Origin of the sequence: Kosakonia sp. SOY2, assembly GCF_027109175.1 — a bacterium.
Lineage (GTDB): Bacteria > Pseudomonadota > Gammaproteobacteria > Enterobacterales > Enterobacteriaceae > Kosakonia.
Genome location: NZ_JAPVXH010000001.1, coordinates 1,592,918 through 1,612,736, shown reverse-complemented (window position 1 = coordinate 1,612,736; position 19,819 = coordinate 1,592,918). Strand labels below are relative to the sequence as shown.

Annotated in this window: 19 protein-coding genes; all 19 read left to right on the top strand. The window is 53.0% G+C overall.

Annotation, left to right across the window (positions count from 1 at the left end; all coding sequences use genetic code 11):
- The first annotated feature begins 2 nt into the window (after positions 1–2).
- The 19 genes from O3S68_RS07615 to O3S68_RS07525 all read left to right on the top strand — a co-directional run bounded on the left by O3S68_RS07615 (position 3) and on the right by O3S68_RS07525 (position 19,815).
- The gene (locus tag O3S68_RS07615; protein WP_269231192.1) at positions 3–815 is read left to right on the top strand and encodes a type VI secretion system accessory protein TagJ; all 813 of its coding nucleotides are present in this window, start codon (positions 3–5) and stop codon (positions 813–815) included.
- Positions 808–1,377: a type VI secretion system baseplate subunit TssE gene (gene tssE / locus O3S68_RS07610; RefSeq protein ID WP_160269750.1), complete on the top strand. Its 570-nt coding sequence runs from the start codon at positions 808–810 to the stop codon at positions 1,375–1,377. Before O3S68_RS07615 ends, tssE begins: the two co-directional genes overlap by 8 nt.
- Positions 1,378–1,379: 2 nt before the next feature.
- Positions 1,380–3,251: a type VI secretion system baseplate subunit TssF gene (tssF, locus tag O3S68_RS07605; RefSeq protein ID WP_269231191.1), complete on the top strand. Its 1,872-nt coding sequence runs from the start codon at positions 1,380–1,382 to the stop codon at positions 3,249–3,251.
- Complete coding sequence (gene tssG, locus O3S68_RS07600) at positions 3,248–4,291, top strand: type VI secretion system baseplate subunit TssG (RefSeq protein WP_269231190.1); 1,044 nt, start codon at positions 3,248–3,250, stop codon at positions 4,289–4,291. The genes tssF and tssG overlap by 4 nt, the downstream gene beginning before the upstream one ends.
- 113 nt (positions 4,292–4,404) lie before the next feature.
- Complete coding sequence (gene tssH / locus O3S68_RS07595) at positions 4,405–7,023, top strand: type VI secretion system ATPase TssH (protein WP_269231189.1); 2,619 nt, start codon at positions 4,405–4,407, stop codon at positions 7,021–7,023.
- A 26-nt stretch (positions 7,024–7,049) separates the two neighbouring features.
- Positions 7,050–8,522: a serine/threonine protein kinase gene (locus O3S68_RS07590; protein WP_269231188.1), complete on the top strand. Its 1,473-nt coding sequence runs from the start codon at positions 7,050–7,052 to the stop codon at positions 8,520–8,522.
- 142 nt (positions 8,523–8,664) lie between these two features.
- On the top strand, positions 8,665–9,042 hold the full coding sequence (locus O3S68_RS07585; RefSeq protein ID WP_016495669.1) for a DcrB-related protein: 378 nt from the start codon (positions 8,665–8,667) through the stop codon (positions 9,040–9,042).
- Positions 9,043–9,102: 60 nt separating this feature from the next.
- Entirely contained in the window at positions 9,103–11,499 is a 2,397-nt protein-coding gene (locus O3S68_RS07580) for a type VI secretion system Vgr family protein (protein WP_269231187.1), read from the top strand.
- 5 nt (positions 11,500–11,504) lie between these two features.
- Complete coding sequence (locus O3S68_RS07575; RefSeq protein ID WP_269231186.1) at positions 11,505–11,852, top strand: DUF3592 domain-containing protein; 348 nt, start codon at positions 11,505–11,507, stop codon at positions 11,850–11,852.
- A 299-nt stretch (positions 11,853–12,151) separates the two neighbouring features.
- Positions 12,152–12,523, top strand: coding sequence for a hypothetical protein (locus O3S68_RS07570; protein ID WP_269231185.1), 372 nt, complete (start codon positions 12,152–12,154; stop codon positions 12,521–12,523).
- 110 nt (positions 12,524–12,633) lie between these two features.
- Positions 12,634–13,008, top strand: a complete 375-nt coding sequence (locus tag O3S68_RS07565) for a DUF3592 domain-containing protein (RefSeq protein WP_269231184.1) — start codon at positions 12,634–12,636, stop codon at positions 13,006–13,008.
- Between the two features lie 78 nt (positions 13,009–13,086).
- Complete coding sequence (locus O3S68_RS07560; RefSeq protein WP_269231183.1) at positions 13,087–13,467, top strand: hypothetical protein; 381 nt, start codon at positions 13,087–13,089, stop codon at positions 13,465–13,467.
- A 131-nt stretch (positions 13,468–13,598) separates the two neighbouring features.
- Entirely contained in the window at positions 13,599–13,961 is a 363-nt protein-coding gene (locus O3S68_RS07555) for a hypothetical protein (RefSeq protein WP_269231182.1), read from the top strand.
- Between the two features lie 129 nt (positions 13,962–14,090).
- Positions 14,091–14,399: a hypothetical protein gene (locus O3S68_RS07550; RefSeq protein WP_269231181.1), complete on the top strand. Its 309-nt coding sequence runs from the start codon at positions 14,091–14,093 to the stop codon at positions 14,397–14,399.
- 345 nt (positions 14,400–14,744) lie between these two features.
- Positions 14,745–15,143 carry a hypothetical protein gene (locus tag O3S68_RS07545; RefSeq protein ID WP_269231180.1) on the top strand — a complete coding sequence of 133 codons (399 nt, stop codon included), beginning with the start codon at positions 14,745–14,747 and terminating at the stop codon, positions 15,141–15,143.
- On the top strand, positions 15,143–15,505 hold the full coding sequence (locus O3S68_RS07540; protein ID WP_016495678.1) for a hypothetical protein: 363 nt from the start codon (positions 15,143–15,145) through the stop codon (positions 15,503–15,505). Before O3S68_RS07545 ends, O3S68_RS07540 begins: the two co-directional genes overlap by 1 nt.
- Before the next feature lie 85 nt (positions 15,506–15,590).
- A complete protein-coding gene (locus tag O3S68_RS07535) occupies positions 15,591–18,131 on the top strand; it encodes a DUF2169 family type VI secretion system accessory protein (protein ID WP_269231179.1) in 2,541 nt (846 codons plus the stop codon).
- A complete protein-coding gene (locus tag O3S68_RS07530; protein ID WP_269231178.1) occupies positions 18,128–19,213 on the top strand; it encodes a pentapeptide repeat-containing protein in 1,086 nt (361 codons plus the stop codon). The genes O3S68_RS07535 and O3S68_RS07530 overlap by 4 nt, the downstream gene beginning before the upstream one ends.
- Positions 19,210–19,815: a DUF3540 domain-containing protein gene (locus tag O3S68_RS07525; protein ID WP_269231177.1), complete on the top strand. Its 606-nt coding sequence runs from the start codon at positions 19,210–19,212 to the stop codon at positions 19,813–19,815. The genes O3S68_RS07530 and O3S68_RS07525 overlap by 4 nt, the downstream gene beginning before the upstream one ends.
- Positions 19,816–19,819: the final 4 nt, after the last annotated feature.

Below are 19,819 nucleotides of genomic sequence, written 5' to 3'. Positions count from 1 at the left end.
CGATGAACACGTTGTTTCAACAACTGGCGGGCGAATCGTTGCGGGAAAGCCTGGCGCAGCTCGAAAGCCGTATCCGCACGCAGCCGGGCGACGCCGATCTGCGCGCCGCGTTCGCCCAACTGTTGTGCCTTGATGGCAACTGGTCGCGCGCGCTGGCGCAGTTAAAAAGCTGGCAGGCGTTAAAACCGCAGGCACAGCCAACCGTTACGCTGCTGGAACAAGCCATTGAAGGCGAACGCCAGCGTGCGGACGTGATGGCCGGTCGCGCGCGTCCGGTTACGCCGGATCACCAATGGCCGTGGCTGGCATCAATGGTCAGCGCGCTGGAGCCGGAAGCGGCGAATGCCAGCGCAGATCGTGAAGCCGCGCTGGAAATGGCCGACGCTAACCCCGGGCAGTTGACGACGCAGGACGGTCAAACGCTGCACTTTGACTGGCTGATGGATGGCGATTGCCGCTTTGGCCCGGTCTGCGAAGCTATCGTCAATGGCCGTTATTTCTGGCTGCCGTTCAGCGCCATTTCCGCGATGCAGTTCCAGCCCCCGGCCAGCGTCACCGATTTAGTATGGCGTCACACGCTGGTGCGCTTGCAGGATGGCAGCGAACAGGTGTGCCAGATCCCGGCGCGCTACCCGCTGGATGCGAATGCTGATGACCGCTTTAAGCTGTGTCGCGTCACCGAATGGCAGCCGTTGCCAGGCGATGCGCCGCACTATATCGGGCAGGGGCAAAAAGTGTGGCTTAACGACAGCGCCGAATATTCGCTGCTGGATCTCGCCACCGTCAGCTTTAACGTGGAAGCCGCAGATGAGTAACTCTGCGCATGATGAAGAGAGCGACCTGCTGCGTAGCGGCTGGCGCTCGCGGCGCGGGAAAGAGACCGTTGGCGCGCGCGATAAAATGCAGCCTTCGCTGCTCGATCGCCTGACGGATGACGCGCCGGATAAAGTGCAGGAGCCGGTGAACAACAATCTGGTTTCGCACTCCGCGCTGCGCCGCCATGTGCTGCGCGATTTGCAGTGGCTGTTCAACACCATTAATAACGAAGCGCAACAGGATCTCTCCGGTTTTGACCAGGTGCGGCGTTCGGTGGTGAACTTTGGCGTGTCGCCGCTGGCGGGCAAGCGCATGTCGGATATCGAATGGCAGGATATCCAGCGCAAACTGACCGACGCGATTTTGCATTTTGAACCGCGCATTCTTCCGCAAGGATTGCAGGTGCGCTGCATCTCCGATACTAAGTCGCTGGATCTGCATAACGTCCTGTCGATTGAGATCAAAGGCCGCCTGTGGTGCGTGCCTTATCCGCTGGAGTTCCTGTTTCGTACCGATGTGGATCTGGAAAACGGGCATTTCGAGCTGAAAGACGCGGGGTAACGATGGACAGCAAATTACTCGAATATTACAACCGCGAACTGGCCTGGCTGCGCGAAATGGGTCAGGAATTCGCCGCACGCTACCCGAAAGTTGCCGGGCGTCTGGGTATGCGCGGCATGGACGTCTCCGATCCGTATGTCGAACGCCTGATGGAAGGTTTTGCCTTTCTGACCTCGCGCGTGCAGTTAAAAATGGACGCCGAGTTCCCGCGTTTCTCCCAGCGTTTGCTGGAAATGGTCGCGCCGAATTACCTTGCGCCCACGCCGTCCATGGCGATTGCCGAACTGCAACCGGACAGCGCGAAAGGCGATTTGAGCAACGGTTTTGTGGTGCCGCGTGGCACCATGATGGACAGCCAGGTGATGAAAAAGAACGGTGTCACCTGTAGTTACACCACCGCGCATGATGTCACGCTGCTGCCGCTGAAAATCAGCCAGGTGGAACTGGGCGGCGTGCCCGCCGATCTGCCGCTGGCGCAGGTCGGTTTAAGCCAGCGCGGGGCGCAAAGCGCACTGCGTATTCGCCTGAGTTGCGACGGCCCGGTAAACCTCAGCCATCTTGATTTCGACCGTCTGGAGTTCTTCTTAAGCGGCCCGGATATGCAGGCGCTGAAGCTTCTCGAGCTGGTGATGGAGCATCAGGTCGGCATTCTGTGCCAGGCGAACGGGCAGAAAACCCCGCCGCTGGTGCTGGCCGACGATGCACTGCGCCAGGAAGGGTTCAGCGCAGACCAGGCACTGCTGCCGGACGATCTGCGCAATTTTGACGGCTACCGCCTGTTGCAGGAGTACTTTGCTTTTCCGTCGCGTTTCCTGTTTATCAGCCTGCATGGCTTGCGCACGATGCTGGCGCAAAGTGGCGAAGCGAAGTCCTTCGATATCATCATTCTGCTCGACAAAGCCGATGCGCAGCTTGAACGGGTGGTGGATAAGAGCCACCTCGCACTTCACTGCACGCCAGTGATTAACCTGTTCCCGAAAGTGGCGGAACGCCAGAAACTGAGCGACAGCCTGCATGAGTACCATCTGGTGGTCGATAACATCCGTCCGCTGGATTACGAGATCTACGCCGTTACCAAAATTCACGCCAGCATCGACGGTCAGCGTGATGAACAAACATTTCGCCCGTTCTGGAGTAGCTGGAGCCAGGACGAAGGTAACTACGGGGCTTACTTTTCGCTGCGCCGCGAACAGCGTGCGTTATCGGAACATGCGCAGCGTTACGGCACGCGTACCGGCTACATCGGTTCGGAAGTGTTCGCCTCGCTGGTGGATGAACAGCATGCGCCGTGGCGGGAAGAGTTACGCTACATTACCGCCGAAGTGCTGTGCACCAGCCGCGACTTGCCGCTGATGTTGCAGCAGGAGATTGGTCAGTTTGTGTTGCCGGATTCGCTGCCGGTTAAAACATTACAACTGCGCAAAGGCCCGACACCGCCGCGTCCGGCGCTGGCAGAAGGGTTGAGTACCTGGCGGCTGATCAGCCAGTTGCAGATGAACTATTTAAGCCTGATGGATGGCGAAGACGGTGAAGGCGCTGCGGCGCTGCGCCAGTTGCTGGGGCTTTATACCCGGCTGGCGGAAGCGCCGGTCGCGCGTCAGATCGAAGGGGTGCGTCACTGCGTGCTTGAACCGGTGCATCGCCGCGTGCCGGAACCGGGGCCGATTGTTTTCGCGCGCGGTATTGGCATTACCCTGACGGTCGATGAGCAGGCGTTCTCCGGCTTCAGTCCGTACCTGTTTGGCAGCGTGCTAGAGCGCGTTTTTGCCCGTCTGGTGGGCATGAACAGCTTTACCGAGTTCACGCTTAAGAGCCAGCAGCGCGGGGAAGTGGGTTACTGGCCGCCGCGCATGGGCAAGAGGGCGCTGATATGACCGAAACGCTGAACAGCGCGCCGGTCATTACGCGCGCCAGTGCGCTGCCGGAGGCATTCTGGCAAAACGTAATGGCGACGCCGTGGCGCTACGATCTGTTTACGCTGCTGCGCCGCGTCGATGCGCGTGGCGGTGAGCGTTACCCGCTGGGTCGCGCGCCGTTGCCGCGTTTTGAGCCGTTGCGTATTGGTCAAACCCCATCACTTGGCTTTGCGCCGTCGACGCTGTCAAGCGTGCGCCAACGCGAAAACTCGTCGCTGTATGACGTCTCGATTCTCAGTTTTGGCCTGTTTGGCCCCAACGGCCCGCTGCCGGTTCACCTGACTGAATACGCCAGCGAACGTATCGCGCACCACCAGGATGACAGCCTGAGCGCCTTCGCCGATCTTTTTCATCACCGCCTGGCGCTGCTGTTTTACCGCGCCTGGGCCGATGCGCAGCCGACCGTTTCGCTGGATCGCCAGGATAACAAACGTTTTGAGCAGTACATCGCCTCGCTGATCGGCATGGGGCAGCCAGGACAACTGGAAAAAGGCAGCTTAAGCCCGCACGCCCGCTTTGCCCTTGCCGGGCATCTGACCCGCAACGGGCGCGATCCGGAAGGGCTGGCGAAGATCCTGCGCAGCTATTTCAACGTGCCGGTCACCATTGTCGAAAACGTGCCGCAGTGGATGCCGCTCAGCGAACGTGAACGTGCGCGCTTACAGGGCGGGCGACACGCGCCGCGCCTCGGGCAATCGGCGTTTCTTGGCGAGGCTGTACGCGATGTGTGCCATAAGTTTCGCATCGAAATTGGCCCGCTTAATATCGATACCTACCGGCGCTTTATGCCGGGTGAACAGTGGGTTACCGCGCTACGCGACTGGGTGCGCCAGTATCTGGGCATTGAGTACCAGTGGGCGGTGAAAGTGATTTTGCGCAGTGAAGATGTCGCTGGTGCCACGCTTGGTGGAGCCGGGCGTCTGGGTTACAGCGCCTGGCTTGGTACACAGCCCAGGCCACAGGCGCGAGGAGATTTGGTTTTCAGCCCGGAGGGGTAACCTCCGTTGTTAGTTTCCTGGTCTGACGTACGCACACATCCTGCATGTCGTATCGCGCGACGAGCTGGCTTGTAAGGATGACTGCACACTAATTATGAATAATGGATGAACTCATGTCAGAAATCAGCCGCGCCGTTCTGTTCGGCAAACTCGATACGCTGTTATTTACCTCGCTGGAAAGCGCCACCGCCTTTTGCAAGCTGCGTGGCAACCCGTATGTGGAGCTGGTTCACTGGCTGCATCAACTGATGCAACAGACGGACGGCGATCTGCAACAGGTTATTCGCCACTTTTCGCTGGATGAAGAGGCGCTGACGCGCGATATCGTCGCGGCGCTGGACAAACTGCCGCGCGGCGCAAGTTCGGTTTCCGACTTGTCAGAACACATTGATACCGCCGTTGAACGCGCGTGGGTATATGGCTCGTTAAAATATGGCGTGACGCGCATTCGTGGCGGCCATCTGCTGGCCGGGATCCTGAAAACCTGGAGTCTGGCAAACGTGCTGAAAGGCATTTCGCCGCAGTTTGAGCGTATCAGCGCCGATGCGTTGCTGGATAACTTCGACGCCATTTTCGCTAACAGCAAAGAGAGCCAGCAAGTCACCGTGGCGCTGAACGATGACGCAGGCGCGGGCGTACCGCAGCAGCAAGGCACGCTGGCGCAGTATGGTCAGGATCTGACCGCCCGGGCGCGCGACGGCAAAATCGACCCGGTAGTGGGGCGCGATGAAGAGATCCGCCAGATGGTCGATATCCTGATGCGTCGCCGCCAGAACAACCCGTTGCTGACCGGTGAAGCGGGCGTCGGTAAAACCGCGGTGGTTGAAGGACTGGCGCTGCGCATTGCCGCAGGTGACGTGCCGGAACCGCTGAAAGATGTGCAACTGTGGCTGCTGGATATTGGCATGTTGCAGGCGGGCGCGGGAATGAAGGGCGAATTTGAAGCGCGTTTACAGTCGCTGATTAACGAAGTGCAATCCAGCCCGACGCCGATCATTCTGTTTATCGACGAAATTCACACGCTGATTGGCGCCGGCGGCCAGCAGGGTACGGGCGATGCCGCCAACCTGCTGAAACCGGCGCTGGCGCGTGGTCAGCTTCGCACCATCGGCGCGACCACCTGGGCGGAATACAAAAAATACATTGAGAAAGATCCGGCGCTGACCCGCCGTTTCCAGACCGTACAAGTCGCCGAACCAGACGAAGAAAAAGCCGTTCTGATGCTGCGCAGCACCGTTTCCGCCCTGGAAAAACACCACCGCGTGCTGCTGCTGGATGAAGCGGTTGTCGCGGCGGTGAAACTCTCGCACCGCTACATTCCGGCGCGCCAGTTACCGGATAAAGCCGTTGCGCTGCTCGATACCGCCTGTGCGCGCGTCGCGGTAAGCCAAAGTTCTCCGCCGCCGCAGCTGGAAGATTGCCTGCACCGCATCGCCGCGCTGGACGTGGAAGTTGAGATTGCCAACCGTGAAGCGAAAATGGCGACCGGTGAAAGCGATCGCGTGGAAAAATTGCAGGTCGAGCTGGAAAAACTGGCGCAACAACGCGACGAACTGACGGCGCGCTGGGAGCAGGAGCAGGCGCTGGTTGACGCGATTATTGCGCTGCGCGCGCAGCTGCATACTTCGCCGGAAGAGGCGCAGGCCGATATACGCGCCACGCTGACGCAACAGCAGGCCGAACTGCGTGCGCTACAGGGCGACGCGCCGCTGCTGTTTACCTCGGTGGATGCCAACGTGGTCGCCGCCGTGGTTTCCGACTGGACCGGCATCCCGCTGGGCCGGATGGTGAAAAACGAAATCGACGCGGTGTTAAAACTGGCCGATACCCTGAACGAACGCGTGATTGGACAGCGCCACGGCCTGGAACTGATTGCCAAACGGGTACAGACTTCGCGTGCGCGCCTGGACGATCCGAACAAACCGGTAGGCGTCTTTATGCTGTGCGGCCCGTCCGGTGTCGGTAAAACCGAAACCGCGCTGGCTCTGGCGGAGTCGCTGTACGGCGGCGAGCAGAACGTTATCACCATCAACATGAGTGAGTTCCAGGAAGCACATACGGTTTCCACGCTGAAAGGTGCGCCTCCGGGTTATGTGGGTTACGGCGAAGGCGGTGTGTTAACCGAAGCGGTGCGCCGCCGTCCTTACAGCGTGGTGCTGCTCGATGAGATCGAAAAAGCCCACCCGGATGTGCATGAAATCTTCTTCCAGGTGTTCGATAAAGGCTGGATGGAAGATGGCGAAGGCCGCCATATTGATTTCCGTAACACCATTATTATTCTCACCTCCAACGTCGGGACTGAGCTGATTACCGGCATGTGCGCCGATCCGGAACTGATGCCGGAACCGGACGCCCTGCGCGACGCGCTGCGCCCGCCGCTGTTGCAGGTTTTCCCGCCCGCGCTGCTGGGCCGTTTGCTGGTGGTGCCGTACTACCCGCTCAGCGACGAGATGCTGGCGATGATTGTGCGCCTGCAGCTTAAACGCATTCAGCGCCGTCTGGCGGACAACCACGGGATTGTGTCGGAAGTGGACGACAGCGTGGTGGAACAAATTGTTGCCCGCTGCACGGAAGTCGAATCAGGCGGCCGTATGGTGGACGCCATCCTTACTAATACACTGCTGCCGCTGATGAGCCAGCTATTACTCGACGCCAGCGCGCGCGACGAGCAATATAAGCGCTTACGGGTCACGTTTGAGCAGGGTGAGTTTCACTGTCAGTTTGCGGCGTAAAGCCATTATCAAGAGAGTTTTCCAATATGACGGATCACGATAACAACCGGAGTGTACCGAATGCACTGCCACCGGGATATCGCTTCAACGAGTTTGAAATTTTAGAAGTGATCGGCGGCGGTGGTTTTGGCATCGTCTATCGCGCCAAGGATCACCAGCTTGAGCGAACCATCGCGATTAAAGAGTTTATGCCGTCGTCGCTGGCGGTACGTAATGATGACATGACGCTGGTGCTGCGTAGCGAGCGCTTCAGTAAAGCATTTACCGCCGGGCTGAACAGTTTTATTCAGGAGGCGCGTCTGCTGGCGCGCTTCAACCACCCGAACCTGCTGCATGTGCTGCGCTTCTGGGTGCAGAACGACACCGCCTACATGGGAACGGTGTTTTACAGCGGCACCACGCTTTCCCGCCTGCGTGAAAAGAACCCGACGCTGATTAATGAAGCGTGGATCCGCCGCATGCTGCCGATGCTGCTGGGTGCTATCAAAACCATTCATGACGAAGGCTATCTGCACCGCGATATCTCGCTGGATAACATCCAGATTCAGGATAACGGCCTGCCGGTGTTGCTCGATTTCGGCTCTGCGCGTCGCAGTATTGGTTCGGTATCCGATGAAACCGAAACCATGCTGCGTCCGGGCTATGCGCCGATTGAGCAATACACCGACGACAATGAAAGCGAGCAGGGGCCGTGGACCGATATTTACGCCCTTGGCGCGGTACTGCACACGCTGATTATTGGCTCACCGCCGCCGGTAAGCGTGGTGCGCAGCATTCAGGACACCTATGTTCCGCTGACGCAGCGCGGTTTGCCGGGGTATTCGCATACGCTGTTGCAGGCGGTGGATCGCGCGCTGTCGCTGAAAATGGAAGACCGTCCGCAAACGGTGGATGAATTCGCCGCGCTGATTGAAATGCCGGTCGCCGGGATCGACGACGTCATGAGCGTAAAACAGCCGGGTACCATGCTGGTGCCGGTGGAGGAAACGACAGAAAAAACCGATGCGCTGAGTAGCGTGAAGCGTTACAAAGTGCCGGGGCTGGTAGCCGCTGGCGTGATCGTTGGGGTGATTGCGGGGGCGGTGCTGTTTGGCGGGAATTCCTCGTCGGACACGGCGGCGACGCAGAACGCCAGTAACAGCGATCAGCAGCAGACCACGCAGCAGGCCGCTGAACCGCCGCGCCAGACCGTGCAGGAGACAACCACTGCGCCTGCGGCAACGCCTTCGCAAACCACGCAGACGCAGGCACAAAGCCAGACCACTGCGCCTGCGGTACAGGAGCCGGTAGCGCAGATTTTTGTGCGTATGAACGAGGGTGAAAAACTGACGTTGAACGGCGAAGCGCAGTCTGTCTCTCCGGCCACCAACGGGTTTGCCTCGTTGAAGCTGCAACCGGGGCGGTACAACCTGGTACTGCAGGGCAACGGTCAGACCCGCAGCCAGACTATTACTATTGGGCAGCCAGGTACCTGGCTTATCAACCCGCAAGCACAATAGTGGTGGTTCCTCCGGGCTGACGCCCGGCAGCGCGCGGGAAGCCATTCCCGCGCGCGTCACTTTTCACATTGCATGCTGATGCAATGTCTTCTTGTTGCAATAACAACGCTCGTCTCGCTCGTTATATTAAAAAGACAGAACTATGAATTTATTAACACACAGCAATCAGGGTGGCGGTGAATTTACGTTTGTCGTATCGCGAAGTAATGCAAAAGCTGACGATAAAGTTCACGCCCTCGCTGCCCGAAAAACGCGTGAGCTGGAGATGACGCTCATCGATTTTCATCTTGAATCGTCGGAAATGCTGGAAGTGGACGGTTATCCCGCCGTGGAGCTCTTCTACCAGTTCAAAAATGACAACCACGTTATCTTCCAGCGCCAGACGTTAATTTTGCTCGACGATCCCGCCGGGAAAAAAATGGTGAGCTACGTGGGAACCTGCCCTGGCGAATTCAGCGAAGAACATCAAAAGCAATATCAACAAATCATCCAGAGTATTAAATTTCATCGTGCAAAATAGCGTGCAGGTTTTACCGTGCGCTGATTGCCGTTGACAGACATTGAGTAGGGATCTCTCGTTATGCAGAACAGAATCACGGCGACGTTACCCGTCGGGGACTTACTTTTCTGGAAACTTGCCGGGCGCGAAGCGCTGTCGGAGTCATTTACGCTGGCGCTGACGGTACTGGGCACCGATGCGCGGGCAGACCGCAGCAAGCTGCTGGGGCAATCCGCAACCATCAATATTCCCACCCAGGGAACAGGCACTCGCTATATCAACGGCAAAATCACCCGCGTGGCGGTGAGCGCCGTTGAACTTTCGGGGACGCGTTACGCGGTGTACCAGCTCACCGTGGAGCCGGATTTGTGGCCGATGAAACGCGACCGCAACCTGCGTATCTTCCAGGGCCAGACTGCGCCGCAGATAGTGAAAACGCTGCTCGGCGAATATCAGGTGAACGTGGAAGATAAGCTGACCGGCAGTTACCGCACCTGGGATTACTGCGTGCAGTACCAGGAATCGAGCCTCGATTTCATCAGCCGTCTGATGGAGCTTGAGGGCATCGCCTACCATTTCCGACACGAAGCCGACCGCCATGTGCTGGTGCTGACCGACGCGGCGACCGAACATCAGCCCTTCAGCGGCTACGAAACCATTCCCTATCACCAGACGCCGTCCGGCGGCAGCACGGATGAAGAGGGTATCAGCCAGTGGGCGCTGGAGGACAGCGTGACGCCGGGTATTTACAGCCTCGACGATTACGACTTCCGCAAGCCGAACGCGTGGCTGTTCCAGGCGCGGCAGAACCCGGCATCACCGCAGCCGGGCAGCATTGACGTGTACGACTGGCCGGGGCGTTTTGTCGAGCACGGTCACGGGGAGTATTACGCGCGTATCCGCCAGGAGCGCTGGCAGGTGGAGCACCAGCAGATTCAGGGCACCGCCACGGCGGTTGGTGTCGCACCGGGAAACACCTTTGCGCTGTATAACGCGCCGTTTTTCAGCGATAACGGCGAGTACCTGACCACCGAAGCGAACTACTTTTTCGAGGAAAACCGCTACGCCAGCGGCTCCGACGGCGAAACGGTGCACCGCATCGATTTCACCGTCATTCCGTCGTCGGTGGTGTTCCGCCCGGCGGCGGTGACGGCGTGGCCGAAAACCTACGGGCCGCAGACGGCGAAAGTGGTCGGCCCGCAGGGCGAGAGCATCTGGACGGATAAATATGGCCGGGTGAAGGTGAAATTCCACTGGGACCGTCTGGCGAAAGGCGATGACACCAGCTCCTGCTGGGTGCGTGTGTCGAGTGCCTGGGCGGGGCAGGGTTTCGGCGGGGTGCAAATCCCGCGCGTGGGCGACGAAGTGGTGATCGACTTTATCAACGGCGACCCGGACCGGCCGATCGTTACCGGGCGTGTCTATAACGAATCCAGCATGCCGCCGTGGACACTGCCGGATGATTCAACGCGCATGGGCTTTATGACCCGCAGTAAAGACGGCAGCAAAGACAACGCCAGCTACCTGTTTTTTGAGGATCGGTTAGGAAGTGAATCCGTCGATCTGCATTCGGAACGCGATATGAATGTATCGGTTGAAGGTGTTCATAATGAAGTTGTGCACCAGCAAACGATATACACGCACAAAAATACCCGCTCGGTAACCGTTGATGATCACGATACGCAGACCTTTAATAAGGGTCAGACCATCTCGATTACTGCTAAAGGACGCGAAGAAACAATCGTCGATAACGAGAAGAAGTCTGTTACGGGGTTCTCTGATAACAGTTACACGAGCAATTTGGTGTTTAAAACCGATGCGAGTGTAAGTACGACTGCTGCCGCTAAAATAATGTATGAAGTACCGGAAGTAGTATTTGGGCAAGTTATCGATGCACAGGGTAATGCTAGCGTTGTTAAAACGGTTCCTTTCGATATAAAACAAACTAAAGGGCAGGTAATTTCAGCCATGGATTCTCATCCAACTGCTGCTGACTTTTTATCATCTGCATCAAGCGCAGCAGTTAGTGCTGCGACTAAAGTAACTTACAAGAAAGGTGTGGTAACAGATATTCAAGGTGTAGATAAGTTGACGGTTCATCAGAATCAAATCACTGACGTAAAAGGAAATGCAGCCTTAAGTATAAAGGGAAACCTCGATGAAACTGTATTAGGTGATATCAGTATTTATTCCCCGGGTACCATATCGATAAAGAGTGATACCAATGTGGACATCGATGCACCTTTTTGGGTGAGTAACGCAAAAGGAATGTCTACATCATTTACTGGTTTATCTCTTTCTTTTACAGGTGTATCAGGTGGCTTAACAGGCATGTCAATCGCACATAATGTGGTTGATAGTTCAACCAAAAATATAGATTTGAGCGACGCTGATGTCAGGGCAAGACTGAAAAATAAAATTGAGATTTCAAAATCTAATTTAAGAACTTTTTTCAATAATTTATTCATAGTAGGGTGACTATTTTGTTTAATTCTCCGTTTATCACCATTATTTTAATTGTCCTTGCGTTAGTGGGGGTTTTTATTTTTTGTTATCAAACAGGTGTTGATTACGAGAAATTTAAGAAAGAAGGAATCAGAACAGAAGCGAAAATTCTAAGTAAGGAAAAAATTGGTGCATCTGGCACGGGAAATACACGATTCCGCATGGTTGTCGAGTTTGCAACTAAAAATGGGACTGTATCCGTTACGACTAAAAGATTCTTTACGCCTGAGGATTTAATAAAAATCATGAGGAATAACACTGTTGTGCTTTACTATCTCCCTCAGGATCCTCAACAAATACTTCTTATGCCAAGCGAAATGGAATAAGCTAATTGGATTTTTGAGTGGTACGTCACTGGTTGAATTATCGCATCTCATTTCAAAAAAGAGATTTAAATTATTAATGACAACAGCGCGACTTCATAAGAAAGGTTTAAATAGCGATACCTTATACGGTAATTAATCCTTTGCTAAGTTGAAGTCGTGCATCAGCTAACGATATATGCACAACTATTCATTCTGGTATCGTTGATGATGGCGATGCGCAAACTTAGCAATAGTGAACAAATGATAACTACCATTTATTGATTAATGACGGCGTCAACATTTTTTATAACTGAGGAACAATGAGTTATTTATCGTATATTATGCCTAAGCTTGCCTGGTTTATACCATTGTGCATATTGCTTTTTGTTGGGTATGTTGTTTATAAGAACAGGCAGCGTGATGCTCAGGATGCTTATATTAAAGAGCATGGCGTTAGCCTCGATGCTGAAATATCAGATGTAGTTTATGATAAGATTCAAAGGATAAACAATTATTTTGTGGTGGTGGCGTCAGTCAAATATAATTACAATGATAAAATTTTTGTTTCTAAAAGAGGCTTTTCTTTCTTGATTACTGAAAAAGAAAAAATTATTCCTGGGCAAATCATCAAAATCAGAGTCAATCGTAACATGCCTGAGCAGTTTTATTACGAAGATTATCAAAACTATTAACAAAATCTTTAAAGGGTAGTGTGTTTGATGGTGTATTAATTCAGGTTTGGCTGTTTATTCGTTTTCAGTGTCGTTAGAACGAAATATATATTAATCAAGGAAATCTCTCCATGGATTATTTGAAGGTCCTGCATATCATTTTGGTTGGGCTGGTAGCAGGTCTTATTATTTATTTGATCTGCAGGGACATAGTTTGGGGGGTGATGAAAAGAATCATTCTTAGAAATCCGGTCTATACCCATGCGACTATCTCAGCCGTTATGCCAGGAACGCCGTCATCAAACGGATTGGTTAACTTAACGATCGATTATGAATTTAAAGATTTAACTGGAGCGAACTACTCACGCAAGAACGTACTGACAATAATTAAAACAATTAACCTTATCGAATATCCGATCGGTAGTACCGTTCCGGTTGTCTATTTACGTACTAATCCTGAAAAACATTTTCTGAATGAAGGGAAAGGTGGTGTGTTGATCAGGTGAATCTCTATTGTCACCATACCATTCACGAATCGAAATTTTTGTTGTTAGTCCAATTTTTTTATTTACATAACAGTGAATATGAGTGTTTTTACAGAAACTCCCTTAATAATCGGCGTTATCGTATCTATCCTGGGGATTATACTGGCCTTTTCAACATTAAAGCCGAATAAAGATGAAGTTACCACTCTGCGTGACTGGTCATCCAGAGAAAAGTGGAGTGGTCAAATTATTGAGACGTCACTTGAATCGTGGCATCAAACAGATACCAAGTACGGCAATGATTTTTTATACGATTTTACTTTTACTGCTACTATTAATGACACAAGGAAAAAATATGTCGCAAAAGGTCTGGTTAGACCTAATGAGATACATAAGATTCAGAAAGGGTTAACTCTAATAATAAAATATAATGCTGATAATCCACCACGTATAGCTGTGATAGCTATCGATTATAAATAAACCTATATTATTTTTAAATAATGATGGTTTTGAATTGGTATCATATATATCATTTCTTTAGTATTACATTTTAGCTGAAGTTATTCATTAAAAGCCATCTTATCGATAAATATAAATCTTAAGAGGTTATAATGTTCACTGGCGATAATGTTGGCCTGATATTAAGCATTGTAGCGCCATGCTTCCTTATTTATTTGGTATTCCATACAGGGATGGTTCATGATGATTTTAAAAAGAACGGTATAAGGACAGTTGCTAAGATAAATAATATCAAGCAAATATCCACTTCAGGTACTGGTTCACCAAAATGTGTCTTTACGCTTTCGTTTACTACCCAAGATGGTCACGATATAAGTCTGGAAAAAACACAGGTCGTTACTGTGTTAGATATGATGCCTCTCGAGCGAGAACGCAAAGTGGATATTTACTACAAGAAAGAAAATCCTAAAAAGATATGGCTAATACTTGAATCAGAAAGCCGGATAAAGTTATGACAATTATGGTTAGGTCGGGACGATGTCACTGATCATATCTCATTCCACTATCGTGCGAAGCGCACGACCACAGTAGATGAATATGTCTGCACAATTGACTATGTATTTATGAAAAAAGGAATGAGCAATATGATGGGGATTTTATTAGCGATTGGCATAATTGCTGTGGTTGTTATTATGTGTTTCATTTCTGTTAATAAAACGGAGAAAATAATTAGTGAAGGTCGCCCGATTATGGCCGTAATTGAAAATATCAGGCCCGTTTCCACGGATGACTCTGGGAATACAACTGTAGCTTATGTTTTAAATGTGGAAGGGCGTAACATTGAAGGTCGTGAAAAGATTGATACCTTCTACGCTCCACAGATGCAATCTGGTATGCATATAAAAATCATGTATATCGATGATAAACATTTTGTTTTCATATTTGAAAAATAAAATATGTATAATAAAAAAAGATTAATGCTCGCTATTGTTTATTCGTACTGATGTTCAGGAACGGTCGAATAGCTCATTTGCTGCGAAATGGTTTGAGAATATTGCTTGGCTGCTAATAAATTAAAGGGGGGAGACACTGTTTTTAACTACTGGATAATGACTTCTTTTATGATATTCGCTTTCACCTGCCGGGCGATAATCAACTCTACACTGCTAAAACCCTGGTGAACATTTCTCAGATGCCATTGATCCAACCTGGACTGCGAATCAGAGTGAAGAAAGGAAGCGAAGACCGCTTAGCGGTCATTAAAATTGAGTTTTAGCGAAGATAAGGTATTGCCATTCATGACGGACCTCATTGCAAAAAAACTCAAGCTCTTTTCATGGTCTATATTGGCTATTTTTATTTACCTTTTCATTAAAGGTCTGCGTGAGCCTACCGGCGATGCGAAATTAATCCAGTATCGTGCAACGTTACGTGACTGGTATGGCCTTGAAAAAGAGGGTGTGCTGGAAATATGGGTACCGTTAAAATCAACGCCAAAAGGCGAATATTTTCTATTCCATTTCATCATTGTGATTGACCGGAAAACGCAAAAGAAAAAAGCAGCGGCTTTAATTAATGCAAGTGATATCGAAAGGTTAAAGTCGGGCCTTAAGTTGCGCATAAAATATCAAGGGTTGCTTACAAAGAAAATCGCTGTCGCCGATATTGTTTTTGATGAATCATTTCAGGAAACGTAATGGACTACTTTAAGTATCTTGCTTATCTCTTTCCCGCGCTGGTAATTATTGTTTTTATTAAAATCGCGATTCGCGATATAAAAAACAACCGAATAAAAAAGCGCATCGCCAGCGATCCTGTGCATGTTAATGCGCGAATAACTCAGGCCGTGGCGGGAACGCCCGCGCCAAATGGCATCGTCAATGTCACACTGGATTATGAATTTAACGATCATACCGGCAAGGTTTTCACACAACAAAATGTGGTTACCGTGGTGAAAACGATGGAGATGCTTAACTATAAAGCGGGCGAAACTGTTCCGGTCATTTATTTGCGCAGCGATCCTTCGCTCAATAAGGTTAATCTTCCGCGCGTATTTTAAATTCATAAATTATTTCATCGTAAGGCGCTCTTTCCTGACGTTAAAAAAACGCCAACGATACGCTTAATCTTCCAAAGGATGTTATATGAAGATTATTAAACCGCTGCGGCTGAGTGTGCTTAATCGCCCATTTCGCCTGCAGGGGCAAAATCACCTGGGTGTTTCTGTTCTCGCGCTGCTGGATATGAGCGCGCAACCAAAATTACGTCCTGAAGTCGAGTTGTGGCAGCTGGCCGCCAGCGAGTTGCAAACCAGCGGCGGCGTGCTGGATATGGCAATGCCGAAAGCGCGCGCCGAATTCCTCGCTACCGGCTTCGCTTATTCGCACCATCATCAGGATAAAACCGCGTGTGCGGTGCGCATTGAAATCGGTGAGCTCAGTAAAACGCTGGCCGTCACCGGCGATCGCTACTGGGCCGGTTCGCGCCCGACCGCCGCCAAACCTTTTGAACAGATGCGTCTCGACTGGAGCCGCGCTTTCGGGGGCGAAGGTTTTGAGGAAAACCCGCACGGTATCGGCGCCGTGGAAGAAAACCACAACGGCACCCGATTTCGTCGCCTGCCTAATATTGAACTCTTAAATCAGCGTGTCACGTCTCCGCGCGCAAAACCTGAACCAGCCTCTTTCGGCCCGCTGGATCTTCTCTGGCCTCGCCGCTTTCGCCGGATGGGTAAAAACTACGATGCCCGCTGGTTGCAGCATGATTTTCCTGGTTTTGCGCCCGATATTGACTGGCGGGTATTTAACGCCGCCAGCCCCGATCAGTGGTGGGAAGAGCGGGATGCGTTACCACCGCAGGCCGCATGGCGCATCTGGAATATGCACCCGGAGCAGCATTTGCAGGAAGGCACGCTGCCGCCGTGGCAGGCGCGCTGCTTTATGCAGCGCCAGCGCGGCGATGAGATCCTGTTTGAAGAGATCGCGCTGCGCGCCACGACGGTGTGGTTTTTCCCGCATCTTGAGCAGATGGTGCTTATCTGGCAGGGCAATCAGCGTATCAATGAAGACGATGCGGCAGACGTTTTGCAACTGATGCCTGCGCTGGAAAAAATCGGTGCTCCCCGCTCGGTCAACCACTATCGCAAAGTGCTCCATCAGCGTCTGGATAAAGAGAAAGGCGCGCTGTTTGCCTTCCGTGAAAAAGATTTGATACCTGAAGAGGTTATCGGCCCGTGGATCGACAGCGAGGTACAGGAAAACCACAGCCCGATGCGCGATAACCAGCAAAACCGCGCCATGCAGCTGCGCGAGCAGCATCGTGCGCGGCTGGAAGCACAGGGCGCGGATACCGCCGATCTGCTCCAGGAGATGGAGGAGCCCGCACTTCCGAAGCTGGAGGATTTGCCTGAGTTTATCGAAGAGATGGAGCGCAAAGCCCGGCAAATGCAGGCGCAGGCCGAAACACGCAAAGCAGAGATGGAGGCGCGTTTCCCGCAGATGAATGCGCAGGAAAACCAGCCGCGCGGGCCGGAATCGATGATGCGCATGCAGGATTTACTGGAGCGCAACGCCGACAACATGAGTGAGAAAAAGCTAAAGCAGAGCCGGGAAGCGCTGCACAAACTCTATCTGATGTCTGCCGCCGAACAACCACCTGCCATCAAACTGACTGGCGATATCGCGCTGATTATTCGCCAGCGTGCCGAAAGAACGATGGCGCAGGGCGGAGATTTCAGCGGGCTGGATCTGACCGGCGCGGATTTCTCCGGCATGGATCTGCGTGGCGCCAATTTCCGCAATGCACTGCTGGAGTGTGCCAACCTCAGCCAGTGCCAGCTTGACGGCGCTGATTTCAGCAATGCGATGCTGGCGCGTACGGATTTACAGGATGCCTCGCTTTGCGAATGCAACTTCACCGAAGCAAGTCTTGCGCTGGCGCAGTGCCACCAGACCAATTTCACCGGTGCGCAATTTACAGAATCGGAAATGACCGATGCGCTGTTTGACGCCTGTGATTTCAGCCATGCACGGCTGGAAAACCTGCTGCTGCGTAAAACCGGCTTTAGCCAGTGCGTATTCCGTCACGCGACGCTGGATAATTGTGTGTTTATGGAACTTACGCTGCCGCAACCTGACTTTAGCGCGGCAACAATGAATAAAAGCAGTTTTATCCAGTGTGATCTGCAAAGTGCCTCTTTTGCCGGGGCACATCTGGAAGGCTGTTCCTGGGTAGAGAGCCGCCTTGAGCGAGCCCTGTTTCGTGACGCCACGCTTATCACCTGTGCGGTGGCATCCGGAGGCACGCTGTGTGGTGCAGATTTCAGCGGCGCGCAGCTAAAGCAGAGCAATTTACGCCAGGCGGTACTGACTGACGCCCGTTTCGTTCGTGCGAAGCTCGATAACAGCGATCTCAGCGAGGCGCAATGTGAAGGGGCGGATTTTAGCGGCGCGACGCTAACCGGCAGTCTGTTTATGCGAACTGATTTTCGGCGTGTGCGTTTTACCGGCGCCAATTTAATGGGCGCGATGATGCAAAAAAGCCGTCTTGAAGGTGCCGATCTCAGTTTCAGCAATCTGTTCCGCGCCGATCTTTCCCAGTCGATAGCGGACAGCACCACGAAATTTGAGGGTGCCTATAACAAACGCGTGAAAACCCTGCCGAAGCGCGACGGGGAGGTGATATGAGTCAGTTAAGTGCCGCAGAGTTGCAGCAAAAAGTGAAAAGCGGCGAGGCCATTATGGAACTCAACCTTGATGGCTGCGATCTGCGCGGATGTGATTTATCCGGCGGGATTTTTCAGGAGGTGTCGTTCGAAGGGGCCAGTCTGCAGGGCTGCAATCTGCAGGAGAGCGTTTTTACCGAATGCCAGCTTGCAGGCGCCGCGCTTACAGCGGCACACCTCGAAGAGACCGTGTTTAACCAGTGTGATGTAGCCGCGGCGAATTTCAGCAATACCGCGCTGCTGCGTTGCGTATTCAACGAATGCACATTAAACGGCTGCGACTTCACGCAGTCGGCTTTTGACAGCACCCAGTTTATGCGCAGCCCGCTGAATAAAAGTCATTTTACCGGTGCGCGTTTAGAACGTTCGACACTGTTTGAGTGCCCGCTTGATGGGGCGAAACTCAACCATTGCCATAACCTGCTGACCACGTACTACGGCATTGATCTGCGCAATACGGATCTCAGCGGGAGCCAGTTTGAACGGGCGGTGTTTTTTAACTGCGACCAGCGCGGCAAAAACTATGCGCAACATCAGTTCACCGGCTGCCAGTTTACCGATAACCAGCTTGATGGCGCTGATTTTAGCGGGGCGCAGCTCACCCAGTGCAATTTCAAAGGCGCATCGCTCAGACAAGCGCGACTGAACAACGTTAATGCCACGCAGGCGCTGTTTATGCAGGCCGATTTGAGCGGCGCGCACGCCCACGGCAGCCTGTTCGATCAGGCGATTTTTGTCGGCGCGACATTACAGCAGGCCAGTTTTAAACAGAGCCGTTTTTTCCAGAGCATTCTGCAACACGTTGCGGCCCGACAGGTCGATTTCACCCTGTGTGATTTTACCTATGCCGATTTCAGCGGCGCGGAGGTGTGCGAAGCCGATTTTCGCGGCGCGATCTTCTCGCGCAGCCGTTTTCATCGCGCGCGGCAAGAGGGCGCGCGGTTTGCCGATCGCAAAGGCATTCTTGAGTACGACGAAGAGTTACTGGCGGCGGAGGCCTGGACCGCCGAACGCCACAGCCGAATTTACGGAGACCTGCAATGAACAACCTCAATCAACCTTTGACTCTCGCCACGCTGCCCGGCGGCCAGTTTTCCGCACGCGTCACCCACTGTTTTGACGATGGCAGCCTGATGGTCGAATGCGACGGGCGCGGCTGGCACTGCCGCCGGGCAGTAAGCTGCGTGATTGCACCGCAGGCGGGCGATACGGTGCTGATAAGCGCGGTCGATAACCAGATGTGGCTACTCGCCGTGCTGGAGCGCGGTAACGAGGACGCCACCGAGCTGAGTGTGCCGGGCGACTTGCGTATCACAAGCCAGGGCGCGTTAACCCTCAGCAGCGAGGCGCTGAATGTCAGTGCGGCGAAAGGCGATTGCCATATCAGTGAGATGAACTACAGCGGTGACAAGATTTCCGCATGGGTTACGCTTTCGCGCATTGTTGGCAAACGCGCGGAATCCGTCTGGCAGACGGTCACGCAGATGAGCCAGCACCTGTTTCGCACCACCCGCCAGACCGAGCATGTGCGCGCCGGGCAACTGGATATGAAAGCGGAAGATTATCTGCGTATGCACGCGCAAAACACGGTGATCACCTCGAAAGCGATCACTAAAGTCGATTCTGAACAGATCCATATGGGGTAATTCG

Coding starts and splice junctions, on each gene's coding strand:
- O3S68_RS07615 (WP_269231192.1), top strand. CDS start 3: ATGAACACGTTGTTTCAACAACTGGCGGGCGAATCGTTGCGGGAAAGC.
- tssE (WP_160269750.1), top strand. CDS start 808: ATGAGTAACTCTGCGCATGATGAAGAGAGCGACCTGCTGCGTAGCGGC.
- tssF (WP_269231191.1), top strand. CDS start 1,380: ATGGACAGCAAATTACTCGAATATTACAACCGCGAACTGGCCTGGCTG.
- tssG (WP_269231190.1), top strand. CDS start 3,248: ATGACCGAAACGCTGAACAGCGCGCCGGTCATTACGCGCGCCAGTGCG.
- tssH (WP_269231189.1), top strand. CDS start 4,405: ATGTCAGAAATCAGCCGCGCCGTTCTGTTCGGCAAACTCGATACGCTG.
- O3S68_RS07590 (WP_269231188.1), top strand. CDS start 7,050: ATGACGGATCACGATAACAACCGGAGTGTACCGAATGCACTGCCACCG.
- O3S68_RS07585 (WP_016495669.1), top strand. CDS start 8,665: ATGAATTTATTAACACACAGCAATCAGGGTGGCGGTGAATTTACGTTT.
- O3S68_RS07580 (WP_269231187.1), top strand. CDS start 9,103: ATGCAGAACAGAATCACGGCGACGTTACCCGTCGGGGACTTACTTTTC.
- O3S68_RS07570 (WP_269231185.1), top strand. CDS start 12,152: ATGAGTTATTTATCGTATATTATGCCTAAGCTTGCCTGGTTTATACCA.
- O3S68_RS07565 (WP_269231184.1), top strand. CDS start 12,634: ATGGATTATTTGAAGGTCCTGCATATCATTTTGGTTGGGCTGGTAGCA.
- O3S68_RS07560 (WP_269231183.1), top strand. CDS start 13,087: ATGAGTGTTTTTACAGAAACTCCCTTAATAATCGGCGTTATCGTATCT.
- O3S68_RS07555 (WP_269231182.1), top strand. CDS start 13,599: ATGTTCACTGGCGATAATGTTGGCCTGATATTAAGCATTGTAGCGCCA.
- O3S68_RS07550 (WP_269231181.1), top strand. CDS start 14,091: ATGATGGGGATTTTATTAGCGATTGGCATAATTGCTGTGGTTGTTATT.
- O3S68_RS07545 (WP_269231180.1), top strand. CDS start 14,745: ATGACGGACCTCATTGCAAAAAAACTCAAGCTCTTTTCATGGTCTATA.
- O3S68_RS07540 (WP_016495678.1), top strand. CDS start 15,143: ATGGACTACTTTAAGTATCTTGCTTATCTCTTTCCCGCGCTGGTAATT.
- O3S68_RS07535 (WP_269231179.1), top strand. CDS start 15,591: ATGAAGATTATTAAACCGCTGCGGCTGAGTGTGCTTAATCGCCCATTT.
- O3S68_RS07530 (WP_269231178.1), top strand. CDS start 18,128: ATGAGTCAGTTAAGTGCCGCAGAGTTGCAGCAAAAAGTGAAAAGCGGC.
- O3S68_RS07525 (WP_269231177.1), top strand. CDS start 19,210: ATGAACAACCTCAATCAACCTTTGACTCTCGCCACGCTGCCCGGCGGC.